Origin of the sequence: Demequina salsinemoris (genome assembly GCF_000974805.1) — a bacterium.
In the GTDB taxonomy this organism is placed as follows: Bacteria; Actinomycetota; Actinomycetes; order Actinomycetales; family Demequinaceae; genus Demequina; species Demequina salsinemoris.
The window spans coordinates 159,034-176,074 of the sequence record NZ_BBQZ01000008.1; the positions used below are offsets into that span (position 1 = coordinate 159,034).

Below are 17,041 nucleotides of genomic sequence, written 5' to 3' on the forward strand. Positions count from 1 at the left end.
CGCCCTTCAGTCGCCCGTCGCGGTCGCGTCGGGCGCGGGGATGAGGCGGACGACGAGGTTGTTGACCGCGTGCTGGTTCCCGTCGGAGGCGACGTAGGTGCCGTCGGAGGGGTCGCACGTGGTGAGGACCACGGAGCCGGGGACGTAGAAGGAGCTCATGAACAGGCCGTCGTCGGCGGCGAGCTCGTCCTTCGCGACCTGCTCCCACGCGTCGACGACGTAGTCGAGCTCGCCGCACGAGGACTCGAGCAGGACCTCGTCGCCCGCGGAGATCGCGTCGGGCTCGAGCGAGTTGAACACGGCCTCCCGGGCCTGCGAGTGGTGGCCGAACAGGTAGGTGGCGGCGGGCGACACCGGTCCGGGCGCGGAGCCGATCGAGGAGTCCCACATCACCTGGTCCAGGCGTTGCGGCGCGATGGTGCCGTCCTCCCAGTAGTCGTTCTCGTCGGCCTCGTAGACGGGCCAGTCGAGGTCCAGAGCGGCGGAGACGATGCGCGTCGGCACGCAGGCGATCGCGACGGCCGAGGCGCTCACGGAGGGCGAGGACTGCGCGTGGGACGACGATGCGGCGGTCGCGGATGCCGTGGACGCCAAAGTCGAGGCCACGTCCGAGGGCGCGGCGGCGCCCTGGTCCCCCGCCCCGGGGGTGCTCGCGCACCCGCTGAGGAGGAGGATCAGGGCCGCTGCTGCGAACGGTGCCTTACTGCTCACGCAGGCGCCGGCGCGCGATGAGGACGATCGCCGCGATGGCGAGCCCTCCCCAACCCAGCCCGGCGAGGACGGGCGATAGGGCGCCCGAGGCGGCGGTCGCATCGTCCGTCTGAACTGTTGTTGTCGAGGCGGGCTTGGTGGCCGAGGTGGCGAGGGTGCCGGAGGTGGTGTCCTCGTCCTCGGGGATCTCGGCGGCGAGAGCGGTCGCGGTGATGTCGGGGGTGGGGGTGGGCGTGGCGTCCTCTGTCTCGCCGAGCTCGCCCGATTCGGGGGAGGGCTCGACGCAGTCGGGCCAGTCGATGCCGCCCTCGATGAAGGTGTAGTTGTCGTAGCCCTCGGCGGCGACGACGAGGCCGCCGAGATCCTCGCTGTAGAACAGCTGGGATTCGCCGCCCGCGAGGATGACCGTGGCAAGCGCGGTGCCTTCGGCGGGGTAGGTGGTCACCCAGAGGCTCATGTCGAGGGTGTTCTCCACGAGGATCCCCTGGCAGGTGAGGGTGATGGGTGGGGGCCAGGTGGTGTCGGTCGGGACGTCGCCGCAGTCGGGCGCGCCGATCTGATCGACCACGATCTGCGGGCGGCCCTCGTCGTAGGCGAAGTAGTACAGGTAGTACTCGGTGGCGCCGGGGGCCACGATGAAGGAATCGTGGGGGCCGTCGGTCCTGCCGACGTACTCGGACTCGTCGAGGTCGGTGTCGATGTAGAACGTCGGGTCGTCGTAGCTCCACGCGTCGTCCACCGTGATGCGGTCGTAGCCTTCGACGCAGTCGACGGAGAGCGTGCCGGTGTACGGAGCCGTGGTGGCGAGCGCTGGTGTCGCGCTGAGTGCGACGGCGGTGGTGATGCCTGCTGCGATCAGCAGGCGCTTGAGGTGGTTCATGGGATCCCTTTTTCCTGTGTTCACGCACCTGGGTGGTGCGGCGCGCGTGATGCGGCGGCAGGGATCACGGGGAGTGGCGGTCGCGAGGCCTGGGCGCGCGGGACCGGTGCCGATGACGGCTGGTCGGCGTGTGCGCACATGCGGCCCCCTCAGACCCGACCGACGGTGGTCGTTCCCCATGCGAAGCGCCCACCCCTCGGGCGCGATGGGGTGAACGTAACTCTTCGGAGAATTCGTGCGCAACAGGTGAAGGATGATGCGTCACCGATCGGGGGTGGCGCGCGCTTTCGACACGCGATCCAGGGCCTCTGTACCAGGGACGATGCGGCTGCTCAGGAGGCGAGGACGTCGCGGATGAGCTCGGCCAGGTAGGCGTGGCCGGCGTCGGTGGGGTGGAGGGTGTCCTCGCCGATGAGGTCCTCGTGGCCCTCGAACCAGCCCGCGTCGATCGCGTCGAAGAACTCGACGTCCATGGCCGCGGCCGCCAAACCGACGGCGGTGTTGGCGTTCGCGTAGCCGTCGGGCACGGGCCAGGTGGGGGAGATGGGCCCGATCACGACGATGCGCGCGCCCTGCGCCGCGGCTTGAGCGAGGCCGATCGCCTCCTCGGCGGCGGCCTCGATCTCGACGGGGTCGGCCAGGTAGTCGTTGACGGAGCCGATCATGAGGACGATGTCGGAGTCCGGGTCCACCTCGCGCGCGTGGGTGACGAAGTTGGTGTCCTCGCCGGGCGGATCGTCGTCGCGCGTGCGCACGTAGCCGGTGCCGCCGAAGGCGAACAGCTCGACGGTGTACTCGTCGGAGATCAGCGCGGGCCAGCGGGCGTCGGCACCGCTGTCCATCGTGGACCCGGTGGTGTAGGAATCGCCGACTACCGAGAGGCGGGGCTTGGTCGAGGCAGCGGTGGTGGCAGGAGTGGTGGCCGATGCGGAAACCGCAGTCGATGTGGTCGTCGTGTCCGACGAGGTCGCCGCGTCGGTGGCCCCGGACCACGCGCAGGCCGCGAGAAGCCAGAGCCCGAGGACTGTGACGAACGCGCGGGCCAGCGCGCGTGAGGGCGAATCGCGTGGAGCCACGGTTCCCAGGTTAGGTCGCGGAGCAGTACGGCGGAGGTGTCCCTTTCTACGACAATGCAGACGGCAGCACCAACATCTTCCTGTCGGGCAAGGGTTCTCCGCCAACGATCCCTCAAGGGGCGGCTGCGACGCTCCAGCGGCTTGACGCCTACTGGACCTGGGTACTCACCGCGACCGCCGCATAGTGATACGCCTTCCGAAGTCGATGGACGGGCGCTCAACAAGGACGTGAGCCGCCCAGGCAGCACCCAGTGACGTCACGACCGACACGGCGACGAAGACGGGCGCAGGCAGTCCGATTGGGGCGACCGCAATCATCACGATTGTGTGCACGAGGTAGAGCGAATAGCTGATCTTGCCGAGCCAGAGCACGGGAGTCGCAACCTCCGCGTTGCGCAACGCGTAGAACGCCCAGAAGATCACCAGCCCGATGAGGTATGACGAGTCAAACCCCATCGGCGTCCACGAACTTGTCGTGCCCTGCCCGTCGTACTCGAGAAGCCATCCGAGGGCCGGGACAACAAGGATCGCGCTCGGCAGCAACACCAGCAGTGAACGCGATCGCTGCGACTCCCAGAGGTACAACGAGAAGCCGAGTGACGCAGTGAACATCATCAGCGGCACTACGGCCGTGAATCCCGTGAGCCGGAAGTAGTTGGACCACGCGAGGGCTCCGAAAGCTGCGAGCCAGCACAGGCCAAGCCACACGGAAAGGTCAAGTCGTCTTGCAAGCTTGCTGACCACTGACTGAATGTAGAAGACGACCTCAATCCCGAGAGTCCACGCGACGCCAAGGATGGTCGTCGCGCCAATGAATCCTTGAAGCATCGTGATGTTGATTGCGATCACGGCGAGCGTGAAGCCGCCCTGTGCGTCGCCTGTCATGAGCGCAACTAGGGCGTATGCAAGCGTGGCGAGCCAGTAGATCGGATACAGCCGCCAGAAGCGTCGAATCGTGAATGTAGCTGCGCTCTGGTTTGACAGTGTCAGACCCACCACGTACCCGCTCACGAGAAAGAACGCGACGATTCCGATGCGCCCGAGGTTGACCCATTCGGCAGACCAGGCCGCGTAGCCAGGAAACGCAAACTCAAGCGGGTGCTGGAGTGCGACCATTAGAGACGCTACGCCGCGGATGCCGTCGATGTACTCAATCCGACCGTGACTAACTGAAGCCCGTGCAACAGCCTCAGTGTCAGACCTCATGTCCCCCACCATGCGCGCGAGTCTAGCGGCACACACACGAAGCGCCCCACTGCGCCTCAGCAAGCTCTAGCTGTAGTTCCCCTGCAGGTTGTGAACGGTTGAGGTAGGCGAAGTGAATCGGCCTGAGTTTCGTTCCGTCCTATCGACAAGGATGGAACCCATGACTCGTTACACCCCGGAGATGCGTGAGCGCGCGTTGAGGATGCTCGCGGAGGCGATCCCGGAACACCCGAACCTGTGGAGCGCAGTGCGGCACGTCGCCGGGCTGCTGGGGATGAGCCCCGAGACGCTGCGCGTGTGGCATCGCCGCCTCGAGGTCGACGCTGGCGTCAAGCCCGGAGTCCCGTCCGACGCGGCCGAGGAGATCAAGCGTCTCAAGCGTGAGAACGCCGAGTTGCGCAAGGCCAACGAGATATTGAAGGCTGCGAGCGTGTTTTTCGCCAAGGAGCTCGACCGCCCCTGACCGAGATGGTCCGGTTCATCGACGAACATCGTGATCAGTTCGGGGTCGAGCTCATCTGCCGGGTGCTGCGCCCGGCAGTCCAGGGATTCCTTACGTCGCGCGGGTACCGCGCGGCGAAGACGCGCACGCCGTCCGCGCGGCAGCTACGTGACGACCTGCTCATCCCTGAGGTCGCTCGCCTGCACGCGGAGAACTACGGCGTGTACGGGCGGCGAAAGATGCACGCGCTGATGTGTCGGCAAGGGTGGGACATCGGCCGCGACCAGACCGAACGCCTCATGCGGGCCGCTGACGTGCGGGGCGTGAAGAAGTCCAAGCGCGTCTTCACGACGAAGAGCGATCCGAAGGCGGCGCTGCCGCGGGACCTCGTCAACCGCCACTTCGCGGCCGACGCACCACGACGGCTGTGGGTCGCTGACATCACCTACGTCGCGACGTGGTCCGGCTTCGCCTACGTCGCGTTCGTCACCGACGTCTTCTCACGCAGGATCGTGGGCTGGAACGTCGCGTCGACCCTCAAGGCCGAGATCCTGCCGCTGCAGGCGCTCGACATGGCTGCGTGGGACGCCGGCGGCGACCTCAGCGGGCTGACGCACCACTCGGATCACGGGTCGAACTACATGGCGATGGTCTACACCGACCGCGTCGTCGAACTCGGCGCGAAACCATCGACGGGAACCGTGGGCGACTCCTATGACAATGCCCTCGCCGAGGCGATCAACAACCTCTACAAGACCGAGCTAATTCGCCAACGCGGCCCCTGGCGAACCGTCGAGCAGGTCGAGCTCGCGACCCTCGAGTACGTCTGGTGGTGGAACAACCAGCGCCTGCACGGCGAGCTCGGCATGCGAACACCACTCGAGGTCGAGGAGGCCTACTACGCTGACCTCGAATCACCCCGGCCGGTACCTGCCGGACAGGGAAACTGAGCGGAACGAAACTCAGGCCAATTCAGTGACCATCGGCGCTGGAGTTTGTCGGAGACGTAGTCACGCAGCGGACCCTCAAGGGTGAGCTTCGCGGGCCTGGGCCGTTCACGGCGCTTCACCGAGGCGCGATGAGCGGTGTGAGGAAGATAGCAGTCCCGGGCGACGGTGTTGCGGCCTAACTCACGGCTGATCGTCGATGGGGATCGCCCCATGGTGCGCGCGATCGCGCGCATCGACATGCCCTGCGTCAACAGGTCCTTGAGCCGTTCTCGCTCGAGCAAACTCAGGTAGCGGGTATCGATGACTTGCTCCACGCGGTGCAGGGGCACCCGCTCGCCCTGCACCCAGGCCGTTCTCGGTTTCTTCACGTGCGCCAGGACCTCCTGAGGACGATAGAGGACGACTCTTCCGTCGGGGTAGACGCGGCCCTTCGAGAACACACGAATGCCCTTGTCCCAGTCCAATGCCTGATGCGCCTCGACGTTCAGTCGGCGCGCCGCTTCACGCCGAGCAACGCCTTGCGCGCGCAAGCGCAGGAACTCCTGGCGCTTGGCATCGGCATAGGTTCCCGTGAAGATCCCCGCGCGATGCGCCCACGCGTAGCAGGTCACACGGTTGAAGCCCAACTCCCGTGCGACCGCGGAGACGTTCCCGACCTCGCTCAAGCGGGCGAAGAACGCCGCCTTGTCCTCATCCGAATAGGCGCGCTGCGTGCTCCGCGGCGTTGACAGCCCCGCCTGCTTCATCCACCTGTAGCCGCGATCCGGACTCACGCCAGCGGCCAGAGCAGCCGCCCGCACCGATCCGCCCCGATCGATCAACGCCAGAAACGCCAACCTCTGCTGCTCCGTGAACTTCCTCGCCGGCATCTCCACTCCTCGCCGCTGGTGTTGCGACGATCGCTGGAATCCAAGCGGTCCAATGCTCCGTGATGTCCGTCAGCCACACCCGGTCAGGCGCATCGGCGGTGAAGTCACGTTGGACGTGGTCGTCGTGCACCGGCGGGCCGGCCTTCTTGCCCGAACCGCGCCGGCGGTGCACGGCGGCGACGATGCCTGCGTCGCGGCAGATCGAGTGCACGGTGTTGCGTGAGACGGCGTAGCCCTGGTCCTCGAGCTCGTCGGCGATGAAGCGGTAGCCGAACTCGGGGTCGTCGGCGTGGATGTCGAGCGCGGCGTTGGTGAGATAGGCGCGCTCCAGATCCGCGTGAGTGACGGGGTCGGCCTTCCACTTGTAGAACGCCTGCTTGCTGAAGCCCAGCACCCGGCAGGTCACCGCGACGGGAATCCCCTCAGCGGCAAGGTCAAGGACCAGCGGGTAGGTCATTTTGGGGAGATGTCCTTGGCGAAGTACGCGGCCGCGCGGCGCAGGATCTCGACCTCTTGCTCGAGCTGACGGTTGCGTCGCTTGAGCTCGCGCACCTCGGCAGCCTCGGCGCTGGTGAAGCCGGGACGGACGCCGTCCTCGACGTCGGCCTTCTTCAGCCAGTTGCGCAGACACGACTCCGTGATGCCGAAGTCCTTAGCGATTGCAGCGATCGAGCCGCCCTGGCGGGCGACCGCGACGACATCGCGTCGGAACTCGGCGGGATAGGGCTTGGGCATGGGTGACATCCTTCCAGCACGGACGAAGTCCGCACAGAACAGAAGTCAACCGATGCTGGGGCAGACCCGAAGCACGACCATCGACCCCGCAGCCATCCTCGCCGTCATCAGCGAACAGGCCGCGCGCATCGCCGCACGCGAAGCGGAGAATACGGACCTCAGAGCCGGGCGTGAGGAAACGCCGTAGACGTGGCCGCAACGCGGCGCGAACTGTCGTCCGAGGCAGCGAGAGCCACGCCTGCGTAGGCTAAGAACAACGCGCTCGTGGCAAACCAAGCGAGATAGTCGAAGGCGAACCCCATCGCGAGAATCCCCACCCAGCCAGCGAAATAGCGCCTTCGAGCGGGCGCTGTAGCGATGAGCCAAGTCATGCCAACGAAGGCGCAACAGGCGAGAACCGCACCGGCCACACCGCCTTGGATCAGCAAGGCCACATACTGGTTATCCAGTGCGTAGAAGCCATCATCGACAAGAACTCCAGAGCGGTACAGCCGCTCCACGCTGCCGAATCCGTCGCCGAAAATGGCGGACGGAACGCTGCGAAGAGTCACGAGGTTGGAGGTCGACGCAATCGAGTTCATCCTATGAGCAGTATTCGTCGCGCTGAATTCGTCCTCAAGGACTGCACCTGAGAGACCCGATCCGATCAAGACTAGCGATGCCACGCCTACGCCGAGAACGGCAAATGTTGCCCCTGGCGCCGTTCGTCGATTCAGGATCCAAAGGATCACGATCACTGCTGCGATGACCGTGGCCGACGCACTGCCTGTCGCGAATGCCCCAACTAGGAGAAGCCCTAGCAGAGGCATCCGCAAACCTGGTCGAGACCGCTGCGCACAGGCGAATGCAACGCCGGCAAGAATCACGAAGCTCATAACGATCGGGTGGCTGAGTGTTCCCTGGGCGCGGGTCGCGCCAGCAATGAACGGGTGAGCCGGGCTGACGAGGAACGGATCGCCCAGAATGGGGCCGGTATCGAACGCAATCTCGGCTATTCCCAGCAGTGACTCAATCGCCGCTAGGGTCATGACGGCCCACGAGATAAGGCTTCGCTCCCGCGGCGTTGAGCTATAAGTCGCCCAGTAGACCGGGATTGCTAGGGGTGCAATTAGCAGCGCAAATCCACTAGACGCGTGTGCGAAGAGCGTACTTAGGCTTGCCAAAGCGTAGAACGCGAGAAGCACCCGAATGAACGGCGGGCGGCGCAGCCGTCCGCGAGCCACAAAGATCCCGAACCAGACGAATCCGAGCCCGACTATGACTGGGTAGAAACTGCCAAGTGGGAGTGCTGAGGTCGCGGATGACGGGATGAGAATCACAACCGACGTCGCACCGATGACTGACCAAGCGAGTGCGCGTGAGTCTGCCCCAGCAGCTGCTTGCGGCGACGTCGCGCGACTGTGCAGATAGATCCCCAGTGTCCCCATTGGCAGAACAATACCGCTCGGGCCGCCCCCACTGTTTGGTCCGGTCTGTGTGTGAGTCGTCGGTTTCCATTTCGTGGGTGCAGTGGCGAGCATAGTCGGCGGGGGCCTGGTAGCCCAGGGCCGAGTGGCGTCGCACGGTATTGTACTCGGTCTTCCAGTCGCTGATGACGACGCGGGCGTGCAGTAGCGAGTAGAAGCTGTTGATGTTCAGGCACTCGTCGCGGATGCGGGAGTTGAACGACTCGACGTAGCCGTTGAGCCACGGCGAGCCCGGCGGGATGTAGAACAGGCCGGTGCGGGTGCCGGCCCAGTCGGCCATAGCCTGGCTGATGAACTCCGGCCCGTTGTCGGAGCGCAGGACCGCGGGAGCGCCACTGACCGCGACGAGGTCGTCGAGGTGGTCGCTGAGCCGGTCGGCGGTGATGGAGCGTTCCACGAGCACGCCGATGCACTCCCGGGTGTGCTCGTCGACGATGGAGACGATCTTGATCGCCCGGCCTGCCTCGTCGACGTCGAACTGGAAGTCCACGGCCCACACCACGTTCGGCGCGTACGCCTTCGGCGCGTCAGCGGTCGAGGACCCGATTCTCTTGCGTCGGCGTTGCTGGGGGGACCTTCAGGCCCTCTTCACGCCACAGGCGTTGGATTTTCTTGTGGTTCACGTGTCAGCCCTCGCCGCGCGCGTCGTGGTAGGCGCGCCGGTAGCCCCAGCGGGGATGCTTCTTCGCGTAGGCGCGCAACCACTCGCGCAGCGCAGCGTCGGGGTCGGCGCCGGTGTCGGACTTGAGGGTGCGCCGGTAGGCGGACCTGGATAGCTCGGCCAGACGGCACGCCATCCGCTCGCTGACCCGCATCTTCGTGATGAGGTGAGCGACGGCGGCGCGCCTTCTGCCCGGGCCTAGAAGTTTCCCTCCGCAAGCTCCTTGAGCGCCGCCTTCTCCAGCTCCGCTTCCGCGAGCAGGCGCTTCAATGTGGCGTTCTGCTTCTCGAGCTCCTTGAGCCGTTTCGCGTCGTCGGCCTTCAGGCCGCCGTACTGGTTGCGCCACCGGTAGTACGTCTGCTCCGACACTCCCAGCTCGCGGCGCACCGCGGCGACATCCGCGCCATCGGCCAGCATCCGGTCAGCCTGGCCGAGCTTGCGCACGACCTGCTCAGGCGTGTGCCGCTTCCTTGTGTTCGTCATGATCAGACCAGTCTTCCTGCCCGCGACCGCGAGCATCAAGACGACTCGCACAACGACTGGACCTATCCCACGGGGTCAGCCCACGCTCTCGCGAACGATAAGTGAGAACGTCTCAGAACGTCCCAGTAGGTGACGCTCCCTCATCTCCCGGAAACCTGACCCCGCTACTCTGGCCCACGTGAAGGAGCGGGGGATGTGGGCTCTGGTCGTGCTCGGGCTTGTGGCGGTGGTGGTCGTCGCGGGGTTGCCATTCCTGGTGTTCCCGGCGCACGACGAGCCGGGACAGGTCGACGTGGTGCTGGTCCTGGGCGGCCCGACTGACGCGCGCGTGGACCTCGCGATGCAGATGGTGGACGACGGGCTCACGGAGAATGTCCTCATCTCGCTGGATCCCGAGCAGTCCGAGAACTACCGGGCCGCAGCCGACGCCTGTGCCTCGAGGCCAGAGGTGGTCCAGTGCCTGAAGCCCGACCCGTTCACGACGCGCGGCGAGGTGATGTGGCTGAGCCGCGAGTCGGAGGCGAACGGCTGGGAGAGCGCGGCCGTGATCACGTTCGGCCCGCATATCTCCCGGGCGCGCCTGATCGTGAACCAGTGCTTCGGCGGCGACGTGCTCATGCTGAACTCGGAGGAGAAGGTGTCGCTGCCGTACTACGCGTACATGTACGCCTACCAGTCGGCGGCGACGGTCAAGGCGCTCATCCAGGGACGATGCGAGTAGCGCCTACCCCTTGACCCAAGCGGCAATGTCCCGACAGGCCGCGACGATCATCTCCGCGGCGGCGTCGTAGACGTCCTGCGTCAGGCCGTAGGGGTCGGGCACCTCGGCGATCGTCTGACCGGCCAGGTAGGGACGATGCGCCTGTACGGCCTCGGCGATGTGCGCCACCCGCTCATCAGGCGTGGAGCCAGTGAGCGGCGCCCCGTCTCGCGCGGTCATCGCGATCTCCTCGAGCAGGAACGTCCGTTTGAGCGCGATCGGGTTCTCGGACACGATCCGCCTGCGGTGTTCGGCGGTCATGGCGATGATGAGGTTGGATTCCTTCACGATGGCGGGGGCGAGCTGCCGCCCGGCGTGCAAACCAGCGGAGAAGCCGGCGGGCATCGCGAGAGACATCTCCATCGGCATCTTCCCGCCGACCACAGCCATGACACCCGCGCTGCTCACCGTTGCGAGCTCCCCTAGGTACCCTTGGAGCGCGATGGCCGCGGCAGGTGATCGGCAGATGTTGCCGGTGCAGACGGTCAGGATGGAAATCACGGCTGGTACCCCCGGGTTGAACTCGGGGACAGTGTAGAGGGGCACACATGCGGCAACCGCCAATCCACGCGGCGAAGGGGACGCGACGGTGGGGCTGGTTCGTGGCCGCATTCGTGGTCCTCGCGGTGATCGGCTGGGGCGGTTGGCTCGCGTGGGACGCCTATCAGGCGCAGGCCGAGGCGGACACCCTGCAGTCGTCGGCGGCCCGCGCCCAGGACGCGGTGAGCGCACGCGATGTCGAGACGCTCCGCACCGAGGTCGACACCCTCTCGGAAGCGGCGAACTCCTTCTACGAGCATACGCAGGGCCTCAACTGGACGCTCGCGACGTACATCCCGTGGGTCAAGGACCAGGCACGCCCGCTGCAGGCGGCCGGCGTCGCGGTGAAGGCGCTCGCGGACGACGCCCTGGAGCCCCTGTCAGAGCTCGACGATCTCGACGCGCTCGCGAACCCCGAGTTCGTCGACGGTCGGATCGACCCGTACTTCATGGAGCCCTACCGCCCGACTCTCGAGCAGGTGCAGGAGGTCCTGACGGACCAGGCGGAAGCGCTCGCGGAGGTCGACACGTCGAATTCAGTGGTCCTCGTCGCGGACGCCTTCGACAGCCTCACGGGGCAGCTGAACGAGCTAGCGACGATGGTCGACGACGCCACCACCCTCGCGCAGCTGCTACCGACCATGCTGGGCGGTGAGGAGCCCCGCACCTATGCGGTCATGCTCCAGAACAACGCCGAGCCGCGCGCCTCGGGCGGCATTCCCGGCGCGGTGATCATGGTGACGATCGACGACGGCCGCCCCGAGATTGGCGACTACTACTCGGCGGGCGAGCTCAACACTGGCGAGTCCGTCGATGGCGCGACGGACGAGGAGCTCGCCATCTTCGGCGCTCAGCTCACCGAGTACGCCCAGACCGTCAACGCGACCCCGCAGTTCCCGCGCGCCGCGCTGTTCATGAGCGAGTTCATCGAGCGGGCGTCTGGCGAGGCTCCCGACGGCGTCATCAGCCTGGACCCGGTAGCGCTCGGCTACATGATGGGCGACGCCGAGCCGCAGACAATCGAGGGCATCGAGGTCAGTGGCGCGAACCTGGCCGAGGTCATGCTGAACCAGGTCTACTTCGAGTTCGAGGACCCGCTCGACCAGGACGCCTTCTTCGAGCAGGTTGCCAAGTCGCTCTTCGGTGAGGTCCTCGGAGGCGGTTCGTCCGCAGTCGACGGCCTGGAGCGCGCGCTCCAGGAGAACCGCTTCTCGGTGTGGTCGGCGACGGCCTCGGAGGAGGAGATCCTCGAGGGCACTCCCGCTGGCGGGGACATGCTCAGGGACGATGTCTGGGCCGGCGCGTTCTTGAACGATGGCTCGGTCACCAAGATCGGCTACTACGTCGACATGGAGGTCGCCCCGAGTGCCGGCTACTGCGCTTCCGACGGACGGGTTGCGAGCGGTCAGATCGACGTCACGCTCACCCACACCTTCGAGGGCGACGTGGCAGAACTCCCAGACTACGTCGCGAAGTCCGTTTCCGGCATTGGACGGGGAGAATTCCTGGGCGCGTTCTATATTGCAGTCCCCGAGGGATATCGCGTCTTGAGCGTGATGGCAGATTCTGAGCCCGCCGGCTATACGTCGATCGATCTCGCGGGACGCAGCCTCGTCGAGCTTCAGATCCGCCTGGCTCCGGGCGAGTCAACCCAGGTATCTGTGGTGGTTGAGCCAGAATCATCCTACTTTGGGATAGGTGAAGTACTGGCATCGCCGGGCTCGAAACCTAGTCTTAACGTGCTTGACGTCGACACATTCGAATCAGACTGCTAGCCTCTCCCGTGGAGACAGGTGTGCTGTTTATCACAGCGCACGCAGAGATAAGCGCCGGTCGGTTCGGCGTCAACTGGGGGGTATCACCTGATGCGTAAGATTCTTGCTTCTGCCGTGACCGCGGCGGCACTCGTTCTCGCATCCGCGGGCATGGCCGCCGCGGACGAGTTCGACTACGCGGGCAGCTACACGCCGGGCGTCTATGGCGTCATCGGCTCGAAGGGCAAGGATTACACCGTGCCCGTCAACACGGTCCTGCCGTTCACGTTCAAGAACGTGCCCGCGGGCACCTACACCTTCACGGTGAAGAACCCGGACAGCAGCCTGTTCGGCAAGAGCTTCACCGTGACCGTGGGCGCGGACGGCACCTGGTCGACCAGCGTCACCGCGCCCTCGACGCCGATCGCCGGCCTCAAGGTGTCTGTCACGTTCGACGACGCCGAGAGCGAGGAAGTCGAGTCGACTACCGTCTTCAGTGGCACGATCAACGTCACCGACTCGGGCACCGGCGCCGCCGGTGACGAGGTCACCGACGACAGCACCTCGGACTCCGCCACTGGTGACGAGGAGGCTACCGACGAGGAGACAAGCGACGCAGTCGAGGCCACCGATGAGGAGACCTCGGCCGAGCTCGCCGCGGGCGACACCGCCTCCGACGAGTCGCTCGCCAGCACCGGTGCGGGCAACATGGGCCTCGTGGCCGGTGCTGCAGGCCTCCTGGTCGCCGGTGCGGGCGCGGTGGTCGTCGCCGCTCGCCGTCGCCAGAACTAAGCGGAGTCTCCACCTCTCAAGCTCTGAAAGACCCCGCCGCTCCTTCCGGAGCGGCGGGGTCTTTGCTTGTTACGCGGCGGTGAATTCTTGTCAGCACCCCTTCTAGGAGGCGGGAATGCTGTGCCAGACTGCACCCGACGCACCGCGATATGGGGTCGTGGTGCGCGAGCGGTGTTTCCGCAGTCTTGAGCAGCCGAGGGGGCTCGCCGATGGCGACATACACGTCACAGTCGTACAAGCCGTGGTATCTCCGCGTATACGGCGGCATGCCCCTGTGGGCAGCGATCCTTGCCGCAGTCGCTCTGGTGGGCTTGGTCGCGTACGCGCTCCTTGGAGGCTGACCGAAGGCGACACTTGGTGAAGTGTTTTCGGCCAAAGTCCTTGGCTGAGTGCTCAAACTGTGACAAAATGCCCGTGTCGGACAGCGGGGGCTGGCTGGCGAGGACGAGTCACCGTAGGTCGGAACGCCGCAGGGGAGCACACCGATGGCCACATACACGCCGCAGTCCTACAAGCCGTGGTATCGCCGCAACTATGGCGGGCTGCCGGTGTGGGGCATGTTCGTTTCCGGCGCCGCGCTCGTGGCGATGGTCGCCTACGCGGTCACCGGGGGCTGACGCCTCAGAGCGCCGTGAGAGGCCCTCTCGCTAGCCCTTGCGGTGCTTGGCGGACTTCTTCTCCCGTGCGTCGTCCTCGGCGTATTGGTAGCCGTAGCGGCCGTATCCATAGGAGTCGGGCCCGCTCGTGGGCAGCATGGTGAGGACGATGCCCGAGCGGGGGGCGCCGACCACCTCGAGGGCGTCGAGGGATGCGTCGAGCTGGTTGGCCCGCGTGCGGCCCGCGGCGACAATAAGCAGACTTCCACCAACCAGGCGGGAAAGCACGGCTGCGTCGGTCACGGGAAGTAGCGGGGGAGCGTCGAAGAGGACCACGTCGTACTGGTGGGTCATCTGCCCGATGAGCTGCTCCATCGCGGAAGAGCCGAGCAGCTCGGACGGGTTGGGTGGAACCTGGCCGGAGGCGACGACGTAGAGGCTTCCGGCGCCCCAGCGCTGCGTGACGTCGTTGAGGGATGCGCGACCGATGATGGCGTCGGTGAGTCCTACGCCGCCCTCAATACCCAGATACTCGTTGATCTTGGGCTTGCGAAGGTCTGCGTCCACGAGCAGCACCTTCGCTCCGGATTCGGCGAGCGCGATCGCGAGGTTCGACGCGGTGGTCGACTTGCCCTCGGTCGGCATCGAGCTGGTGACGACGAACGCCTTGGTCGAGCGGCCGGCTTCGAGGAACTGGAGGTTGGTGCGCAGCGTACGGAACGACTCGGAGCGCGGGCTGCGAGGATCCGCGTGAACGACGAGCGGGCGCTGCTTCGCCTTGGGGTCGAAGACGATCCCACCGAGGATCGGCACATCAGTGAGCAGCTCGACGTCGCGCTCGTTGTGGAGGCGGGTGTCCAGAGCAGCACGGAGCAGCGCGATCCCCACGCCGAGAGCGAGCCCCAGGAGCGCGCCAAGCGCGAGGTTGAGCTTGAGATTCGGCGAGGACGGGTACTGGGGCGTCTCGGCCTGCTGTACGACCGAGAGGCTCACCGTGGAGCCGTCGCCGCCATCGGTCGTCTCGAGGTCCTCAACGACGACGCCGAGCTGCGTGGCGACTTCTGTTGCCAAAGCAGTCGCGAACGCGGGATCCTCGTCAGTGGCGGTGATGTCGATGACGGACTTGCTCGTCGACGCCGTCGCCGAGACCTCGCCTCGCAGGTCCTGGGCCGCCGTGTCGGTGAGTCCGAGCGCCTCGATCGTGGGGTCGAGCACGGACTGTGTGGTGGCGAGGTCCGCGTAGGTGGCAACTCGCGCAAGAGTGAACGAGGAGCCCTGCTGCAGCTCGGACACTGACGAAGCCCCAGACGTGGAGACGAACACCTTGGCGCTGGCCGTGTAGGTCGGCGGAGTGACGGCCGTCATCGTGAACGCGGCAGCGACCGCGAGAACGAAGGCGACGGTGATGAGGATCCAGTTCTTGTGCAGAATGCGAATGTAGTCCTGCAGTTCCACGGCGCGCGGTTTCCCCTCGATTGTCCTACCTGCCTGCATTCCGCAGAGTGATCAGTGCCCGCTGCATTCTCTCATGCGCAGGAAGCGTCACGTCCATGACATTCCCTGTTGATACACTCCGCCTATGAAATCCCGGGGATGGGGGGCTCCGGCCAGTCGAATGCGCGGCGTCGCAGGCTGGGCGGTCCAATTGCAGGCGGCGTTGGCGATCTCTGACGCCTTCGTAGTGATCATGGTGATGGTCATCGCCCAGTACATGCGCTTCAACGTTGACCTCGGTGCTCAGGTGCAGGGCCCCAACTCGCCTCCGTACATCTGGCTCTCCGTCGCAATCGGTGTGCTGTGGTGGACACTGCTGGGCGCCTTCCGCACGCGCGAGACGCGCATCATGGGCCACGGCCCGCAGGAGTTTCAGCGGGTCACGCGAGCATCGCTTGATGCCTTTGTCGTAGTCGCGGTAGTTGGATTTCTTACGCAATGGGAAATCTCCCGCGCATATTTGCTCATCGCCTTGCCTGTGGGCCTCGCCGCAATTCTGACCTATCGGCTCGCCTGGCGTCTCTGGGTGCACGCGGAACGTTCTCGGGGGCGCCTTCTCACGAATGTGCTCGTGATCGGTCCCGCCTCGCTGGCTGTCGATCTCTCTGAACGGCTGGAGCGCGCACGGCTCGCGGGCTACGAGGTTGCGGCGGTCGCTCGCATCGACGGAACCCGACTGGCGCACGACGCAGGCCTTGGCCTGCCTGTAGTAGATGAGCGCACCGACCTCGTGACGCTCGCGCGCAGCGTGGGGGCCGAGTACATCGTGCTTGCCGGCTCGGACGCGCGTTCGAACGAGTACGCGCGGCGCCTGGGATGGCAGATCGAGGGGACCGAGATCGGCCTCATCGTCGCGCCGGCGCTCGCGGAGGTGGCTGGTCCGCGCGTGCTGATGACCCCGGTGGAGGGGCTTCCCCTCATGCACGTGGACTCGCCGCAGTTCACGGGAGCCAAGTACTACACCAAGCAAGTGTTCGATCGCATCACAACGGTCTTGTTGCTCATGCTTCTGGCCGTACCGATGCTCGTCGTCGCGGCGCTGGTGAAGTTCACCTCGAAGGGGCCGGTGCTGTTCAAGCAGGAGCGCATCGGCATGGGGATGAAGCCGTTCGCGATGTACAAGTTCCGGTCCATGTACACGAATGCGGAAGATCGTCTCAAGGACCTGGAACACGAGAACGAGGGCAACGGCGTTCACTTCAAGATGAAGGACGATCCTCGAGTCACTCCGGTGGGGCGGGTGCTGCGGAGATTCTCCATCGACGAGCTCCCGCAACTCTTCAACGTGATCAAGGGCGACATGTCGTTGGTGGGGCCTCGCCCTCCGCTACAGCGCGAGGTGGACGTGTGGGGCGATTATGTGGAGCGTCGCCAGCTTGTCCTCCCGGGTCTCACGGGCCTTTGGCAGGTTTCGGGGCGGTCTGACCTCACCTGGGAAGAAGCCGTTCGCCTGGACCTCTTCTACGCGGAGAACTGGTCGCTCTCGGGTGATCTGCTGATCATGCTGCGGACATTCGTTGCTGTATTTGGGAAGTCCGGTGCGTACTAGCGATGTGCAGTCAGCGCAACAGTCTCTGTGTGGCGCAGACCCGAAAGGGGCGCCAGACACGGTACCGCACGGCGTTG

At 65.7% G+C, this 17,041-nt stretch carries 15 protein-coding genes and 2 pseudogenes; 7 read left to right on the forward strand and 10 right to left on the reverse strand.

The window, feature by feature from the left end; genetic code table 11:
• Positions 1–6: 6 nt before the first annotated feature.
• The 4 genes from AOP78_RS13985 to AOP78_RS14000 form a co-directional block, all read right to left on the reverse strand.
• The gene (locus tag AOP78_RS13985) at positions 7–711 is read right to left on the reverse strand and encodes a class F sortase (protein WP_152659569.1); all 705 of its coding nucleotides are present in this window, start codon (positions 709–711) and stop codon (positions 7–9) included.
• Positions 701–1,591, reverse strand: coding sequence for a hypothetical protein (locus AOP78_RS13990; RefSeq protein ID WP_062206083.1), 891 nt, complete (start codon positions 1,589–1,591; stop codon positions 701–703). Before AOP78_RS13990 ends, AOP78_RS13985 begins: the two co-directional genes overlap by 11 nt.
• A 332-nt stretch (positions 1,592–1,923) precedes the next feature.
• Positions 1,924–2,667, reverse strand: a complete 744-nt coding sequence (locus AOP78_RS13995; protein ID WP_062206086.1) for an SGNH/GDSL hydrolase family protein — start codon at positions 2,665–2,667, stop codon at positions 1,924–1,926.
• Between the two features lie 165 nt (positions 2,668–2,832).
• Positions 2,833–3,885 carry an acyltransferase family protein gene (locus AOP78_RS14000; RefSeq protein ID WP_083980242.1) on the reverse strand — a complete coding sequence of 351 codons (1,053 nt, stop codon included), beginning with the start codon at positions 3,883–3,885 and terminating at the stop codon, positions 2,833–2,835.
• 139 nt (positions 3,886–4,024) lie between these two features.
• Between AOP78_RS14000 and AOP78_RS14010 the strand changes: the two genes are divergently transcribed.
• Positions 4,025–5,265, forward strand: a protein-coding gene (locus AOP78_RS14010) for an IS3 family transposase (protein ID WP_439645045.1) whose coding sequence is annotated in 2 segments (ribosomal slippage) — positions 4,025–4,310 and positions 4,310–5,265 — 1,242 coding nt in all. Because the reading frame shifts where the segments join, the coding sequence is not laid out codon by codon here.
• On the opposite strand, the gene AOP78_RS15540 is transcribed toward AOP78_RS14010, so the two are convergent.
• On the reverse strand, positions 5,214–6,011 hold the full coding sequence (locus AOP78_RS15540; protein ID WP_160297650.1) for a helix-turn-helix domain-containing protein: 798 nt from the start codon (positions 6,009–6,011) through the stop codon (positions 5,214–5,216). The genes AOP78_RS14010 and AOP78_RS15540 overlap by 52 nt on opposite strands.
• Before the next feature lie 169 nt (positions 6,012–6,180).
• Positions 6,181–6,869: pseudogene (locus AOP78_RS15545) on the reverse strand (transposase); the annotation flags it as partial.
• On the opposite strand from AOP78_RS15545, the gene AOP78_RS15320 reads away from it, so the two are divergent.
• Positions 6,868–7,056, forward strand: coding sequence for a hypothetical protein (locus AOP78_RS15320; RefSeq protein ID WP_160297651.1), 189 nt, complete (start codon positions 6,868–6,870; stop codon positions 7,054–7,056). The pseudogene AOP78_RS15545 and the gene AOP78_RS15320 sit on opposite strands and share 2 nt — an antisense overlap.
• Here the strand turns inward: AOP78_RS15320 and AOP78_RS15120 are convergent.
• On the reverse strand, positions 7,028–7,897 hold the full coding sequence (locus tag AOP78_RS15120) for a hypothetical protein (RefSeq protein WP_152659571.1): 870 nt from the start codon (positions 7,895–7,897) through the stop codon (positions 7,028–7,030). The genes AOP78_RS15320 and AOP78_RS15120 overlap by 29 nt on opposite strands.
• Before the next feature lie 433 nt (positions 7,898–8,330).
• Positions 8,331–9,479, reverse strand: a pseudogene (locus AOP78_RS15125) (IS3 family transposase); the annotation flags it as partial.
• A 193-nt stretch (positions 9,480–9,672) separates the two neighbouring features.
• Between AOP78_RS15125 and AOP78_RS14040 the strand changes: the two are divergent.
• Complete coding sequence (locus AOP78_RS14040; protein WP_062206101.1) at positions 9,673–10,200, forward strand: YdcF family protein; 528 nt, start codon at positions 9,673–9,675, stop codon at positions 10,198–10,200.
• Between the two features lie 3 nt (positions 10,201–10,203).
• On the opposite strand, the gene AOP78_RS14045 is transcribed toward AOP78_RS14040, so the two are convergent.
• Entirely contained in the window at positions 10,204–10,740 is a 537-nt protein-coding gene (locus AOP78_RS14045; RefSeq protein WP_160297652.1) for an arsenate reductase/protein-tyrosine-phosphatase family protein, read from the reverse strand.
• A gap of 47 nt (positions 10,741–10,787) precedes the next feature.
• Here AOP78_RS14045 and AOP78_RS14050 point away from each other — a divergent pair, with 47 nt between their 5' ends.
• From AOP78_RS14050 to AOP78_RS15575, 3 genes are all read left to right on the forward strand, one after another.
• Complete coding sequence (locus AOP78_RS14050; protein ID WP_160297653.1) at positions 10,788–12,554, forward strand: DUF4012 domain-containing protein; 1,767 nt, start codon at positions 10,788–10,790, stop codon at positions 12,552–12,554.
• 114 nt (positions 12,555–12,668) lie between these two features.
• Positions 12,669–13,325 carry an LPXTG cell wall anchor domain-containing protein gene (locus AOP78_RS14055; RefSeq protein ID WP_160297654.1) on the forward strand — a complete coding sequence of 219 codons (657 nt, stop codon included), beginning with the start codon at positions 12,669–12,671 and terminating at the stop codon, positions 13,323–13,325.
• Between the two features lie 485 nt (positions 13,326–13,810).
• On the forward strand, positions 13,811–13,942 hold the full coding sequence (locus AOP78_RS15575) for a hypothetical protein (RefSeq protein WP_269082113.1): 132 nt from the start codon (positions 13,811–13,813) through the stop codon (positions 13,940–13,942).
• A 30-nt stretch (positions 13,943–13,972) separates the two neighbouring features.
• On the opposite strand, the gene AOP78_RS14060 is transcribed toward AOP78_RS15575, so the two are convergent.
• On the reverse strand, positions 13,973–15,376 hold the full coding sequence (locus tag AOP78_RS14060; protein ID WP_062206113.1) for a tyrosine-protein kinase domain-containing protein: 1,404 nt from the start codon (positions 15,374–15,376) through the stop codon (positions 13,973–13,975).
• Between the two features lie 124 nt (positions 15,377–15,500).
• Between AOP78_RS14060 and AOP78_RS14065 the strand changes: the two genes are divergently transcribed.
• Positions 15,501–16,964 (forward strand): sugar transferase, encoded by a 1,464-nt coding sequence (locus AOP78_RS14065; RefSeq protein WP_083980254.1) that lies wholly within the window; start codon positions 15,501–15,503, stop codon positions 16,962–16,964.
• Positions 16,965–17,041: the final 77 nt, after the last annotated feature.